This is a genomic window from Kribbella sp. NPDC049584 (genome assembly GCF_040675555.1).
Classification (GTDB): domain Bacteria; phylum Actinomycetota; class Actinomycetes; order Propionibacteriales; family Kribbellaceae; genus Kribbella.
Window position 1 is genome coordinate 901,795 of record NZ_JBFAPF010000002.1, and the last position, 12,596, is coordinate 914,390.

General features: G+C 69.4%; 13 protein-coding genes. 7 read left to right on the top strand and 6 right to left on the bottom strand.

What is annotated here, in order from left to right; translation table 11 throughout:
• Positions 1-27: 27 nt before the first annotated feature.
• Positions 28-447 (top strand): helix-turn-helix domain-containing protein, encoded by a 420-nt coding sequence (locus tag AB0J62_RS11040; protein WP_363867344.1) that lies wholly within the window; start codon positions 28-30, stop codon positions 445-447.
• A gap of 3 nt (positions 448-450) precedes the next feature.
• On the opposite strand, the gene AB0J62_RS11045 is transcribed toward AB0J62_RS11040, so the two are convergent.
• Entirely contained in the window at positions 451-1,521 is a 1,071-nt protein-coding gene (locus AB0J62_RS11045) for a polyprenyl synthetase family protein (RefSeq protein WP_363867347.1), read from the bottom strand.
• Positions 1,522-1,579: 58 nt separating this feature from the next.
• Between AB0J62_RS11045 and metF the strand changes: the two genes are divergently transcribed.
• Positions 1,580-2,527 carry a methylenetetrahydrofolate reductase [NAD(P)H] gene (gene metF, locus AB0J62_RS11050; protein ID WP_363867350.1) on the top strand — a complete coding sequence of 316 codons (948 nt, stop codon included), beginning with the start codon at positions 1,580-1,582 and terminating at the stop codon, positions 2,525-2,527.
• Between the two features lie 25 nt (positions 2,528-2,552).
• On the top strand, positions 2,553-3,092 hold the full coding sequence (locus tag AB0J62_RS11055; RefSeq protein ID WP_363867353.1) for a histidine phosphatase family protein: 540 nt from the start codon (positions 2,553-2,555) through the stop codon (positions 3,090-3,092).
• Here AB0J62_RS11055 and AB0J62_RS11060 read toward each other — a convergent pair.
• The 3 genes from AB0J62_RS11060 to AB0J62_RS11070 all read right to left on the bottom strand — a co-directional run bounded on the left by AB0J62_RS11060 (position 3,089) and on the right by AB0J62_RS11070 (position 7,306).
• Entirely contained in the window at positions 3,089-5,266 is a 2,178-nt protein-coding gene (locus AB0J62_RS11060) for a UvrD-helicase domain-containing protein (RefSeq protein ID WP_363867356.1), read from the bottom strand. The genes AB0J62_RS11055 and AB0J62_RS11060 overlap by 4 nt on opposite strands.
• Before the next feature lie 136 nt (positions 5,267-5,402).
• Positions 5,403-6,710 carry an NAD(P)/FAD-dependent oxidoreductase gene (locus AB0J62_RS11065; RefSeq protein ID WP_363867359.1) on the bottom strand — a complete coding sequence of 436 codons (1,308 nt, stop codon included), beginning with the start codon at positions 6,708-6,710 and terminating at the stop codon, positions 5,403-5,405.
• Positions 6,710-7,306 (bottom strand): DUF4126 domain-containing protein, encoded by a 597-nt coding sequence (locus tag AB0J62_RS11070; RefSeq protein WP_363867362.1) that lies wholly within the window; start codon positions 7,304-7,306, stop codon positions 6,710-6,712. Before AB0J62_RS11070 ends, AB0J62_RS11065 begins: the two co-directional genes overlap by 1 nt.
• A gap of 188 nt (positions 7,307-7,494) precedes the next feature.
• Between AB0J62_RS11070 and AB0J62_RS11075 the strand changes: the two genes are divergently transcribed.
• Both AB0J62_RS11075 and AB0J62_RS11080 read left to right on the top strand, forming a co-directional pair.
• A complete protein-coding gene (locus tag AB0J62_RS11075) occupies positions 7,495-9,432 on the top strand; it encodes an N-acetylmuramoyl-L-alanine amidase (RefSeq protein WP_363867365.1) in 1,938 nt (645 codons plus the stop codon).
• A gap of 10 nt (positions 9,433-9,442) precedes the next feature.
• Entirely contained in the window at positions 9,443-10,168 is a 726-nt protein-coding gene (locus AB0J62_RS11080; protein WP_363867368.1) for a nucleotidyltransferase domain-containing protein, read from the top strand.
• On the opposite strand, the gene AB0J62_RS11085 is transcribed toward AB0J62_RS11080, so the two are convergent.
• Positions 10,161-10,631: a YbaK/EbsC family protein gene (locus AB0J62_RS11085; protein WP_363867371.1), complete on the bottom strand. Its 471-nt coding sequence runs from the start codon at positions 10,629-10,631 to the stop codon at positions 10,161-10,163. The two genes, AB0J62_RS11080 and AB0J62_RS11085, sit on opposite strands and share 8 nt — an antisense overlap.
• 10 nt (positions 10,632-10,641) lie before the next feature.
• Positions 10,642-11,205: a DM13 domain-containing protein gene (locus tag AB0J62_RS11090; protein ID WP_363867374.1), complete on the bottom strand. Its 564-nt coding sequence runs from the start codon at positions 11,203-11,205 to the stop codon at positions 10,642-10,644.
• 355 nt (positions 11,206-11,560) lie between these two features.
• On the opposite strand from AB0J62_RS11090, the gene AB0J62_RS11095 reads away from it, so the two are divergent.
• Together AB0J62_RS11095 and AB0J62_RS11100 are read left to right on the top strand one after the other, a co-directional pair.
• Positions 11,561-12,091, top strand: a complete 531-nt coding sequence (locus AB0J62_RS11095) for a DUF6504 family protein (RefSeq protein WP_363867377.1) — start codon at positions 11,561-11,563, stop codon at positions 12,089-12,091.
• Positions 12,088-12,561 (top strand): SAV_6107 family HEPN domain-containing protein, encoded by a 474-nt coding sequence (locus AB0J62_RS11100; RefSeq protein WP_134098266.1) that lies wholly within the window; start codon positions 12,088-12,090, stop codon positions 12,559-12,561. Before AB0J62_RS11095 ends, AB0J62_RS11100 begins: the two co-directional genes overlap by 4 nt.
• Positions 12,562-12,596 lie beyond the last annotated feature (35 nt).

Below are 12,596 nucleotides of genomic sequence, written 5' to 3' on the forward strand. Positions count from 1 at the left end.
CTAAGGAACTTGCCATAGTCTAAGGAGATGGCGCAGGAGCTGTACTCGGTCGAGCAGGTGGCGAATCGGCTGGGGCTGCACGTTCGCACGATCCGGAACTACGTCCGCGACGGCCGGCTCAAGGCCGTGCGGATCGGCAAGCAGTACCGCATCAGCCGCGAGGACCTCGAGAAGTTCACCGGCGCACCGACCGCGGTGGTCGACGTCGACCGGTCCGCCCGGCACGTCGAGGCGTCCAGCATCGTCCACATCGACGCCGTCGATCGCGCGACCGCGGACCGCATCACCACGCACATCCTCGGCGCCCTCAACCAGCCCGAGGCGGTCAACCTCAAGGCCGAGACCATCTACGACGAGGACCGGGCCGTCCTCAAGGTCATCGTCCTCGGCAACCTTCCGGCGACCGCCGACCTGCTGCGGCTGATCAACCTGATGGCCGACCAGTAACGGCTACACCGAGCGCGAGGTCGCCGCGATCGCCAAGTCTGTCAGGGCTTTCCGGGTCGCGTCATCGGCGAGCGGCGCCTCGTCCAGAGCGTAGAGGGCATCTTCGGTGCGGTTGGTGATCAGGTCCTCGCAAGCCTGTACGGCGCGGGAGTCCTGCAGGATCTCGCGCAGCAGCTGGATCTCGTCGTCGTCCAGATCCGGCCGCCCGAACAGCCGGTCGAACTCGGACAGCTGAACCTCGGACGCGTGATCGATCGCATAGGCGATCAGGACCGTGCGCTTGCCCTCGCGCAGATCGTCCCCGGCCGGCTTGCCGGTGACCGCCGGATCACCGAAGACTCCGAGCAGATCGTCCCGCAACTGGAACGCCTCACCCAGCGGCAACCCGTAGCCCGACAACGCCGAGATCAACCGCGAGTCGGCGCCGGCCAGCGCAGCGCCCACATGGAGCGGCCGCTCGACCGTGTACGTCGCGGACTTGTACCGCAGTACTCGCAAGGCCAGATCCATGTCGGACTCGCCGCTCGCCTGCGCGAGCAGATCGAGGTACTGCCCGGCGGTCACCTCGACCCGTACGGCGTCGAAGTACTGCTCCGCGCGGGCCAGCGCCGCTGCATCGAACCCGGAGGTGTGCAGCAGCTCGTCGGCCCAGATCAGGCACAGATCCCCGAGCAGGATCGCCGCGCCGATCCCGAAACCGACCGGGTCGCCGCCGTGGCCGCTCTTCTCGGCCCGCTCCCGCTGCAGCGCCTCGAACCGGCGATGAGCGGCCGGCGCACCCCGGCGTACGTCGGAGGAATCCATCACGTCGTCGTGGACGAGCGCGCTGACGTGGAGCATCTCCAGGCTGGCCGCGGCGGTCAGGATCGGCTGTGCCGGATCACCTCCGGCAGCCCGGAAACCCCAGTAACAGAAGGACGGACGCAGCCGCTTGCCGCCGCTGGTCGCGTCCCGCGCGGCCTGCACCTGCTCGGTCAGCTCCGGCCCGAGCGCCGCCAGCCGCTCCTCCTGCCGGTCCAGGAACCCGCTCAGCGCCTGCTGGATCCCACCCGGAATATCCACATCACCATCCACATCTCGGAGCGTAGTCGTTGGGCAGACACCGGCGAGCACCGCGGGTAACCTGTGCGGCATGGCGAACGGGCTTCCTTCGACGCGTCCCGGCGGGGCGCCGACGATCCGTGAACTGCTTGCGTCCGGAGACCGGTCCTTCTCGTTCGAGTTCTTCCCACCGAAGACGCCCGAGGCCGAGGAAGTCCTGTGGCGGTCGATCCGTGAGATCGAGCAACTGCGCCCGACCTTCGTGTCGATCACGTACGGCGCCGGCGGGACCACGCGGGACGGCACGATCCGGGTCACCGAGCGGGTCGCCCAGGACACGTCGCTGACCCCGCTCGGACACCTGACCTGCGTCTCGCACTCGCGGGACGAGCTGCGTTCGGTGATCGGCGCGTACGCCGGAGCCGGCGTACGGAACATGCTCGCGCTGCGCGGCGACCCGCCCGGCGGACCGAACCAGCCGTGGGTCGCGCACCCCGAGGGCCTCAACCACGCGGTCGAGCTGGTCGAGCTGATCCGCTCGCTCGGCGACTTCAGCGTCGGTGTCGCCGCGTTCCCGGACAAGCACCCGGAAGCGACCTCGCTGGAGGCCGACGCCCAGGTGCTCGCCGCCAAGGCGCAGGCCGGTGCCGACTACGCGATCACCCAGATGTTCTTCGGCGCCGACGACTACTTCCGATTGGTCGACCGCGCCGCCACGCTCGGCTGCGACATGCCGGTGCTGCCGGGCATCATGCCGGTCACGAACATCAAGCAGATCCAGCGGATGGCCGAGCTCACCGGGATGGCCTTGCCCGAGGCAGTGACCTCCCGGCTGCTCGCGGTCGAGGACGAGCCGGCGGCGGTTCGCGAGGTCGGCATCGAGATCGCGACCGAGCTCTGCGAACGTCTGCTGGCCGGCGGAGCACCGGGTATTCACTTCATCACTCTGAACAGGTCGACAGCGACCCGGCAGGTGTTCCGCAACCTCAGCTCCCAGCCCACAAGTCAGCCTTTTTCTTCTCTGACCACCAACGGCTGAGGCTGCTCGGTCGTATCCTTGCGCAATGGCTGACCCGTCGGACCTGTTGATCGACCGCACGCTCGTCCTGCTTCGGCACGCGAAGGCGGTGCCGCCCGAGTCGAGGCCGGATCTGCCCGACTTCGACCGCCCGCTCGCGGACCGCGGTCGCGCCGACGCCGCAGCGGCCGGCCGGTATCTCGTTGCCCAGGGCATCGAAGCGGACCTGGTCCTGTGCTCACCGTCGAAGCGCACCCGCGAGACCTGGAAGTACGTCGCCGAGGCCGGCGTCACCGCGGCCGACGTCTGGTACGACAAGCGGATCTACAGCGCCGATGCCGACGGACTCCTCGACGTCATCCACGAGACCCCGACCGAGGCCCGCACCGTGATCGTGGTCGGGCACGCGCCCGGGATCCCGTGGCTCGCCGACGAGCTGGCCCTGGACGGCACCAGCCCGGAGCGTGTCGAGCTCACCCAGAAGTACCCGACGTCAGGTCTCGCGATCCTGCACCTGACCTGCCGCTGGTCGGACCTCGCCCCCAACGAGGCCGACCTCGTGCAGTACGTCGTGCCGCGCGGCTAACTCGCCGCAGGCAACCAACGGGTCGTGCTGTTGATGGTGATCAGGCGTTGGGTCGCCCGGGTCAGCACGACGTACAGCGCGCGCACTCCGCCCAGGGTGTCGCTGACGATGCGGTCCGGCTCGACGACCACGACCGCGTCGTACTCGAGGCCCTTGGACTCCAGTGGGCTGAGTGCGACGACGCGTGGATCGCCCAGCTCGGCGAGCACCTGGTCGACGGCAGGGCGCAGCTTCGGCGGCACAATGACGCCGACTGTGCCCTCGACCAGCTGGAGCAGCTCGGCGGCCGCATCGGCGGCGGCCTCCGAGACCTTGCCCTCGTCGAAGATCCGGTGCTCCGGCTCCACCCCGGTACTGCGGACCGCGTTGGGCAGGTCCGCGTCCGGGATGGACTGCCTGATCACTTCGCCGGCGAAGGAGTAGATCTCGGCCGAGTTCCGGTAGTTGGTGGACAGCCGGAACGAGTGCCGCTGCAGGTGCGAGAGCATCGAGTCCATCGCGGCGCGTGCCTCGTCCGGGTCCGGCCAGGAGCTCTGCGCCGGGTCGCCGACGATCGTCCAGCTGGCCTGCGGTCCACGCCGGGTGACCATCCGCCACTGCATCGGGGAGAGGTCCTGCGCCTCGTCCACCAGTACGTGCGCGTACTCCTCCGGCTCCTCCGCCTCCCGGGCGGCAGCGGCCCGGGCGCGGCGCTCGGAGCTGGTCAGCACCTCGTTCACGCCGTCGCTCAGCCCCTCCAGCCAGTCGAACTCCTCATCGGTGTTCTCCTGCACCGGTGGGCGACCCAGGAACGTGCTCAGCTCGTCCAGCAACGCCACGTCGGCGATGGTGAACTCATCCGTCGTACGGATCCCTCTGGCGAGCGCGTCGATCTCCGCCGGGGTCAGGTCGTTCCGTGCCCAGCGCTGCAGCCGGCGTGGGTCACCCAGCCAGCGCAGCACGGACTCCGGTGTCACCACCGGCCACCACTGGCTGAAGAACGTCCGGAACGCCGGAGTGTCGGCCACACGATCGCCGAACGCCTCACGGTCGCCCAGTGACCCGCTGCGCAGGTCCTCCGGGAACCGCTGCCACAGCGCGGCGATCAACCCCTTGCGGGCCTCACTGGCTGCCTTGTTGCGAGCAGTCCGGCGCAGCGCGTTCCGGCGTACGTTGTCGAGCTGGTTGGCGTCCAGCTCGACCGTGGCACCACCGAGGAACACGCGAAGGTTGGTCGGTGCGTTCGGCACCCGGTCACGGGCAGCACGCGCCAGGATGGCGCGCATCCGCAGAGAGCCCTTGATCGCGGCTACGTCGGCCTCGTCGACCGCAGTGGCCTTCACACCGTCGACCAGCTCACCAACAGCACGCAGCGAGACGGTGTTCTCACCGAGGCTCGGCAGCACGCGCTCGATGTACGCCATGAACGCAGCAGACGGCCCGACAACAAGTACGCCGCCGCGCTCGAAGCGTCTGCGGTCGCTGTAGAGCAGGTACGCCGCCCTGTGTAGAGCGACCACGGTTTTACCCGTGCCCGGTCCACCACCGATGACGGTGACGCCACGGGCTGGTGCGCGGATCGCCTCGTCCTGCTCGGCCTGGATGGTGGCGACGATGTCGCGCATCGTGTGGCCGCGGGCCCGGGACAGCGAGGCCATCAGCGCGCCCTCACCCATCACCGGCAGGTCCTCGGGCGCGCGCTCCGGCGCCAGCAGGTCGTCCTCGAGCCCGACGATCCGCGGGCCCTTGTTCCGCAGTACGCGACGCCGGACGACCTTCTGCCGGTCCGTCGCCGTGGCCCGGTAGAACGGCTCGGCCGCGGGGGCACGCCAGTCGATCACCAGCGGCTCGTACTCCGCGTCGCGGACGCCGATCCGGCCGACGTACAGCTTGTCCAGGTCGGCCGCCGTCCCGGCAGGGGGCTCGTCGTCCCCGTGGTCGGAGTCGAGCCGGCCGAAGACCAGGCCCTCGTGCTCGGCGTCGAGCTCGGCGATCCGGCGGGCAGCGGCGAACACCAGCACGTCCCGCTCGTACAGGCCGGTCTGCTCCTCTTCGCGGACCCGGCCGACGTTCTGCGCCTGGCCACGCTGGTGACCCTCGACCGCGATCCGGGACGCGGACCGCGCGGCCTCCTCGACCCGGCCGTACACCCGGTCGATGTGTTGCTGCTCAGCCGCCAGCTCCGCCCGCTCCACGCTGTCAAGGTTGTCGTGATCGGCCGATGTGGGGGTTTGATCCACCGAGGTCCTCTCTACCGCCGGGCACCACCCCGACACAGAACACAGGAACAACCAATCTTAGGTTGTTCCCCTGTCCAACCCCACCGCGGCCTCAGGCCTTCCCGATGGCGTCGGCCACAATCGCGGCGCCGAGCGTGGTCGCGGGCACGCCGGAGCCCGGGTGCGCGCCCGCGCCGACGCAGTACAGGCCCTTCACCGGTGACACGTTCGAGGCGCGTCGGCGGGCGGTCCGGTAGCCCTCCCAGGCGACGCCGGCCCACCAGGACGGCGAGGTCTGCCGCGACACCACGTTGTCCCGGACGGGCAGCCCGCGGGCGACCAGCAGGTCCAGTACGTCGTCCGTGGGATAGCCATGGACGAGCACTGACCAGGCCTGGTGACCGGCGGGCGCCGTACTGCCGGTGCGCACGACGACCGTCGGTGTCCCATGCAGCACGGTCTCGAACGGCAACTCCGGCACCGGATCCTTCAGGCCGAGGTGGACGACGTACGCCGCCTGGGCCTGGTGGGTCGCGAGGATCCGCTTGCGGACCTTCTTGGCCGCCGAATCGGTCACGAAGCTCTCGTAGAGCACCCGCGGGTCGATGTCACTCACGACGACGTCGGCTGGGAGCTCTGTGCCGTCAGCGAGGCGTACACCGGTCACTGCGCCGCCGGTCGTCGTCACCGCGACCACCTCTGCGCTGGTGTGAACCGTGATCTTCCGCTCGCTCGCCCGCTGCACCAGGGCATCCGCCAGCGCACCGAAGCCACCTGCGATCGTCCAGCGGCCGAACGTGCGCTCCAAGTAGGACCACACGCCGACATACCCGGGCGTCAGAGTGGCGTCCGAACCGCCTTGGGCTGCGAAGTGCCGCAGGACCGCACGGGCTCGCTCGTCGCTCAGCTCGCGCTGGGCGACCTTCTCCAGCGACTGCCACGGCTTGAGGGCCCGGATCGTCTTGATCGGCAGTTTGTCTTCGAGCGGTGGCTCGAGTGAGGTCTTCCGCAGGATCTGCCACGTGTCGCCGTACGAGTCGACCAGTGCGGTCCACTGCTCGGCCACGGCCGCACCCGCGAGGTCGGTCCAGGCCTCCTCCTGCAAGCCGCGGTCGCTGATCGGCAGGTCGAGCACGGAGCCGTCGGTGAACATGTGCCTGCGTGGCTCGGTCACCGGTTCGAGCTGGACCAGACTCTCGATCGGACGGCCGCTTTTGCGGAACAAATCGCGCAGCGCGGCCGGCAGCGTCGTACTGGCTGCTCCGGCGTCCCAGGTGAAGCCGTCTGCTTCGACCCGGCCGAGCACTCCGCCGAGATGCTCGTTCTGCTCACAGATGGTGACCTGGTGGCCCAGTTTCGCCAGCCGCACCGCACTGGCCAGACCGGCCAGACCGGCCCCGACAACAATTACATTCGCCATCAGGCAGCAGTGCTCCCGGTCGCAGGGGCAGTTCGTCTCTCGCGCCACGCTTTGAACCTGCGATATCCGCGCCGGATGAACCGGAACGCGAAGTACACCCCGATCAGTCCGAGGATCAGCAGGACACCGGCGATGATCAGCGCGGCCTCGGGATGGAAGGCGGCCAGCGACACCACACCGGCGACCGCGACGTCCTCACCGGAGGACGCGGCGATGTTGGTGACCGGCTCGGGGGAGGTGTTGATCGCCAGCCGCAGACTGGCCTTCACCGTGTGCGAGAGGAGCGCCACCAGTCCACCGGTGGTCGCGATGATCGCCTGGTGCAGCGTGCTCGCCTGGCCGGACAACATCGCGGCCAGGATCGCGCCGATCGTCGGCCGGATCACCGTCGAGATCGCGTCCCACGCGGAGTCGACGTACGGGATCTTGTCGGCGACGAACTCGAACGCGAACAGAACACCCGCTGCGATCAGCACCGGTGTCGTGGTCAGTGCGTGCGGTACGTCGTCGGCGCCGGCGAACCGGCCCAGCAGACCGAGAATCAGCACGCAGACATAGGCATTCACGCCACTGGCCCAGCCAGTCGTGACTGCCAACGGCAGCGCTTCCAATGTCCTGCTCCGTAACCCTCAGTGGCCGTACATCGCGCCACACGTTTTCGTCAGTATCGAACCCTCGGTTGTGAGTTTTGGTTAACCGTTGACATCCGCGTCGCCTCGACTCACAGTGACTAGGCTGCCAGTCTGTGTGACCGGCACCCGCCCGAGGGGTTCAGGAGAACATCATGCTGCGTCGTCCGAAGATTCTTGCCGCACTCGCTGCGGTAGCGCTGCCGGCCGCCCTGGTCGGCGTGTCGATGGGAGGTCCACCCGCCGAGGCGTCACCACTGTCGGCCTCATCCGCGCCCGCGCCGTCCGCCGTCGCCGCCACGGCGTACAGCGCGGCCGCTGCGAAGTACGGCGTACCGGAGTCCGTGCTGCTGGCGGTCTCGTACGCCGAGTCGCGCTGGGACGACCACGCCGGCGCGCCGAGCACGTCAGGTGGCTACGGCCCGATGCACCTCACCTCGCTGGGTGCGTCCGAGGTGGCCGACCTGTCCGGCAAGCAGAAGGTCGCCACCGCCGAGTCGCTGCAGACGCTGAAGAAGGCGTCCGAGCTGACCGGGCTGGACGCGTCCTCGCTGCGCAACGACGTCACCGCGAACATCTACGGCGGCGCCGCGGTGCTGGCGTCGTACCAGAAGTCGCTCGGTCTGCCGGTCGGCGCGACCACCTCACCGGCCGAGTGGTACGGCGCGGTGGCGTCGTACGCCGAGGCCGGCGACAAGGTCGGTGCTGCCGGGTTCGCCGACGACGTCTACTCGATCATGGCCAAGGGTGCCGCGCGTACGACGAACACCGGCCAGCAGATCGTGATGCCGGCCGTCGCGGTCAAGCCGGACAAGGCGCAGGTCGCCAAGCTGTCGCTGCCGGCCGGCGTACAGCCGTCGAAGTCGGACGTGGAGTGCCCGCCGACGCTGGGCTGTGAGTGGCTGCCGGCGCCGTACTCCGAGTTCGGCACCGCCGGTGACTACGGCAACCACGACCTCGCCAACCGGCCGAAGACCGGCAAGATCGACTACATCGTCATCCACGACACCGAGGGCACCTGGCAGGGCGTGCTGAACCTGGTGCAGGACCCGACGTATGTGAGCTGGAACTACACCATGCGGTCGTCCGACGGGCACACCTGGCAGCACGTGAAGGCCAAGGACGTCGCCTGGCACGCCGGCAACTGGTACGTGAACATGCACAGCATCGGTATCGAGCACGAGGGCTTCGCGCCGCAGGGCGCCACCTGGTTCACCGAGTCGCTGTACCGCAACTCGGCCAAGCTGGTGAAGTACCTGGCCGCGAAGAACAACATCCCGCTCGACCGCGCGCACATCATCGGCCACGACCAGGTGCCGGGCACGGTCCCGTCGACGGTCGCCGGCATGCACTGGGACCCGGGACCGTACTGGGACTGGGAGCACTACTTCGACCTGCTCGGCGCCCCGATCTTCGGGCACAAGGGTGTCCCGGTCCGCGCCGGTTCGATCGTGACGATCAAGCCGGGCTTCGCGAACAACATCCAGGTCGTCTCCAACTGCGACGCTCCGAACACCACGTGCACGCCGCAGGGGACCAACTTCGTGTACCTGCGCCAGGCGCCGGACGACAACGCCCCGCTGGTCAAGGACATCGGCCTGCACCCGAGCGGGATCGACGGCACCACTGACGTCTCGGACATGGGCTCGCGGGCCGCGGCGGGTTCGCAGTACGTCGTGGCACAGCGTCAGGGTGACTGGGTGGCCGTCTGGTACCTCGGTGCACTGGGCTGGTTCAAGAGCCCGGTCAACGCACCGGATGCCTTCGCCAAGCCCGGTCTGGTCGTGAAGCCGAAGGCCGGTAGGACGTCGGTGCCGGTGTACGGACGTGCGTACCCGGAGCAGTCGGCGTACCCGGCCGGTATCCCGTACCAGACGGTCACGCCGCTGCAGTACACGATCGGTGCGGGTCAGTCGTACCCGGTCGGGGACCTGAACATCGAGACCGACTACTACCGGGCCGTGACGTTCGACGGGCAGCCGCCGACCGACCACGTCCAGGTGCTCGGCACGGACAAGTACTACCAGATCTGGTTCGGCCACCGGATGGCCTACGTACGGGCTGCCGACGTAGACGTCCGACCGGCGATCTAGTCTGTCGCACGTGGTCGACGAAGCCGTCCAGCAAGTGCTGGACGGCTTCGTCACGTCCGTACGCGAAGTCGCCGCCGTGGAGGCGGTCTGGTTGCACGGCTCACTGGCACTGGGGGACTACCAGTTGGGCCGCAGCGACCTGGACGTGATCGTGGTGACGTCGTCACCGCCGCCGGCTGCTGTGGCCGATGTGCACCGGCAACTGATGCGCGACTCGCCACTCGCGAAAAAGCTGCATTGCTCCTATATGACAGACCTGGCCGACGTGTCGGTGCGGCATCCGACGTTCGCCCAGGAGCGGTACTTCGACCGCCCGGTGACGCCGGTGACCCGCCGAGAGCTTGCCATCGGCAACCGCACGCTGTTCGGTCCGGCGCCCGCGGAGCTGTTGCCGGCGACAACCGACGAGGAGTTGTTCGCGTTCGTCCGCCGCGACCTGCGGGACTTCTGGCTCCCGGCGACGCGCAAGCGGACCAACTGGTACGCCGACATCTGGGTCGACCTCAGCCTGGTCACGCTCGCCCGCGCCCACGTCACGCTGGCGACCGGCGACCTGATCACCAAGCGCGCCGCGCTCGACGTACTGCCCGGCCTCGGGGCGCCCACGTCGGTGGTCGACGACATCAGGGCACGCCGCTACGGCCCAGTGCCTCGGACGTGGCCGTGGTGGCGGCACCGCCGGGGCGTGCTGGCCCGGCGGTTCACGAGTACGGCGATTCCCGCCGTACTCAGTTGACCGTGACGGGGGTCCCCTCGGTGAGCTTGAGCAGCTCGCCGTACGTCGTCGGGAAGACCGAGTGCGGGATCCCGGCCGCGGCCCAGATCACGTCGTACTGCTCCAGAGCGGTGTCCACGTACGTCGGGACGCGGCCCGGATGGCCGACCGGGGCGACGCCGCCGATCGACTGACCTGTGTGCTCCTTCACGAACTCCGGGGTGGCCCGCTTCAGCTTGGCGATACCGAGCTCGGCGGCGACCTTCGCGGTGTCCACGCGGTGGGCCCCCGAGGTGAGGATGAGAACCGGTGCGCCGTCGCCGTTGAAAATCAGGCTGTTCGCGATCGCGCCGACCTCGCAGCCGAGCTCGGCCGCCGCGGCGGCCGCCGTCGGCACTGCCTCGTCCAGGATCACGATCTCGCCGGTGGCGCCTGCCGCCGCGAGCGCGTCGGCAACCTTCTGCACATTGGGATGACTGCTCACCTCAGTGAGCTTATGCGAGCGGGGCCGCGCCGAACGACACGTTAAAGCGGTCGCACCAGATCACCACGCTGCGGAAGTCGCCGAGCTTCACGTCGGCCGGGATCGGATAGTTCTGGTTGCCATGGTTGCCCTTGAGGCTGCCCAGGCTCCGATAGTTACCGTCGTCGAAGACATGCCAGCGCGCGCGGCCCGCGACCACCTCGGCATCGCTCAGCCACACCTTCAGGTCGGGTCCGTCGGAGGTGTCGAGGTTCTCGATCCGCAGCACCCGGCTGCCGTCCGGCAGCGCGAGGACGGCGACCGTGCCGGACGTCCGGTGTTCGTGAGCGATCAGCTTCCCGGTCAGGAGAACCTTCGGCCGGGGCTTGACAACCGGCGTCGGTTTTGCCGCGCGCGGAGAAACTGTCGGTGGCGTGGTCGACGATGAAGTCGTGGAGATCGGAACAGTGCCGGGCAGCGACTCGTCGACGACCTTGTCGGTGAGCAGCCGCCACGGCTGGAAGAGCGGCAGCGCGACCGCTGCGACCACGACGGCAACCGCCGCCGCGGTGATTCCCGCTGCCCGTCTCCGCATCGTTCGTCCTTCCGTCCCGGGCTTCCCAGTCTGGCGTCCGGAGGCGTCGCGTGGCGGCGCGCCGGAATTACGGGCCGTTGACGATTGTCGGCGGGCGACGATACGCTTCCAGTGTTCGAACAGATGTTCGATTACCTCGGCCCCGGTTTCGTCGGGAGGCCGGACCGGGGTGAGCCGGACAGCTGGACGGCTCCGGTGCGGAGTTGCGGCCGCATCGGAATCCGGTGGTCCCGGCGGGCCGGGCACCGGGGTGGACCTCGACCCCCACCCCGGGCTCACCCGCCGGGCCTCGGACCCGGCAGTGAAACAGGGACTGCCATCGATTACAGGCGGCGTACAGAGGAGGCGATGGGCCATGTGGGAGTTCGACGACGCTGTCGAGGTGCACTCGGTGTTCGTGGACGGCATCGAGACCCCGGACCAGTTCCTCTGGCGCGGTCGCCTCTGGCGGGTCACCGCCCTCAAGTCCCAGTGGACCGAGACCGCCGTCTGGTGGGAGCGCGGCATCATCGGCCCCGGGACCATCCACGACCCACGCGCCCCGCGCCCGGCGCAGTCCGAAGCGTTGCCGGCCCGGATCGACGCGGCCATGGTCGCCGAAGCCTGCTCGGCGGCACGCAGCACCCGTCCGACCCGGGTCCACCCGGCCGGCGTGGCGGCGGCAGCGACCCCCCGCTCGCACGCCGCCGCCACGCTCTCCTCCGGGCAGCCGGCAGAGGGCGCGAGCCCGGCGGCCGTCGGAGTGCTGGATGCGGACTGGGGACCGGAGCGCACGGTGTTCCGGGTGGAAGCGGGCTCCGGTCGGTATGGCCGACGTGAGCTGTTCGATCTCGCCCACGACCCGGACTCGGGTCGTTGGCAACTGGAGAGGGTGACCGACCGATGACTGTTTCACCGGTATCGCCGGCAGCTGCCGGTGCGGCCAGCCGAGAGCTGTCCCGTGCCCGCGCCGCACTGGCCGAGGCCACGGAGACCACCGACCACCTGATCCGCTACTCGAGCGCCCACGTCGCGGCGCTCCGGGTCGCGGCCGCGGTGCTCGCCGTCCGCGCTCGCCCGGTCCGCTCGGGCAGCCGCCGCCGGGTCCAGCGCAACGCCTGGGTGCTGCTGGCCGAGGTCGCGCCGGAGTTCGGCGAGTGGGCGACGTTCTTCGCCGCCGGCGCCTCCCAGCGTGCCGCCGCCGAGGCGGGCCTGGAGCGTGCCGTCACCACCCGCGAGGCCGACGACCTGGTCCGCGCGGTCGACACCTTCTACGGCCAGGTGGAGGCCAGCCTGCGACTGTCCACCACTCCGGTGCTCACGGCCACCACCGACCCGCAGTCCGTTCTGACCCAACCCTGGATGCAAGCCAGCTGACCAGTCTGGCGCTGAGGCACTGAGGAGATCCCGAC

Bases quoted from the DNA above. Each gene is read 5' to 3' on its own strand.
- AB0J62_RS11095 (WP_363867377.1), top strand. From the start codon at position 11,561: ATGTGGGAGTTCGACGACGCTGTCGAGGTGCACTCGGTGTTCGTGGAC.
- metF (WP_363867350.1), top strand. From the start codon at position 1,580: ATGGCGAACGGGCTTCCTTCGACGCGTCCCGGCGGGGCGCCGACGATC.
- AB0J62_RS11065 (WP_363867359.1), bottom strand. From the start codon at position 6,710: ATGGCGAATGTAATTGTTGTCGGGGCCGGTCTGGCCGGTCTGGCCAGT.
- AB0J62_RS11040 (WP_363867344.1), top strand. From the start codon at position 28: ATGGCGCAGGAGCTGTACTCGGTCGAGCAGGTGGCGAATCGGCTGGGG.
- AB0J62_RS11090 (WP_363867374.1), bottom strand. From the start codon at position 11,205: ATGCGGAGACGGGCAGCGGGAATCACCGCGGCGGCGGTTGCCGTCGTG.
- AB0J62_RS11100 (WP_134098266.1), top strand. From the start codon at position 12,088: ATGACTGTTTCACCGGTATCGCCGGCAGCTGCCGGTGCGGCCAGCCGA.
- AB0J62_RS11075 (WP_363867365.1), top strand. From the start codon at position 7,495: ATGCTGCGTCGTCCGAAGATTCTTGCCGCACTCGCTGCGGTAGCGCTG.
- AB0J62_RS11055 (WP_363867353.1), top strand. From the start codon at position 2,553: ATGGCTGACCCGTCGGACCTGTTGATCGACCGCACGCTCGTCCTGCTT.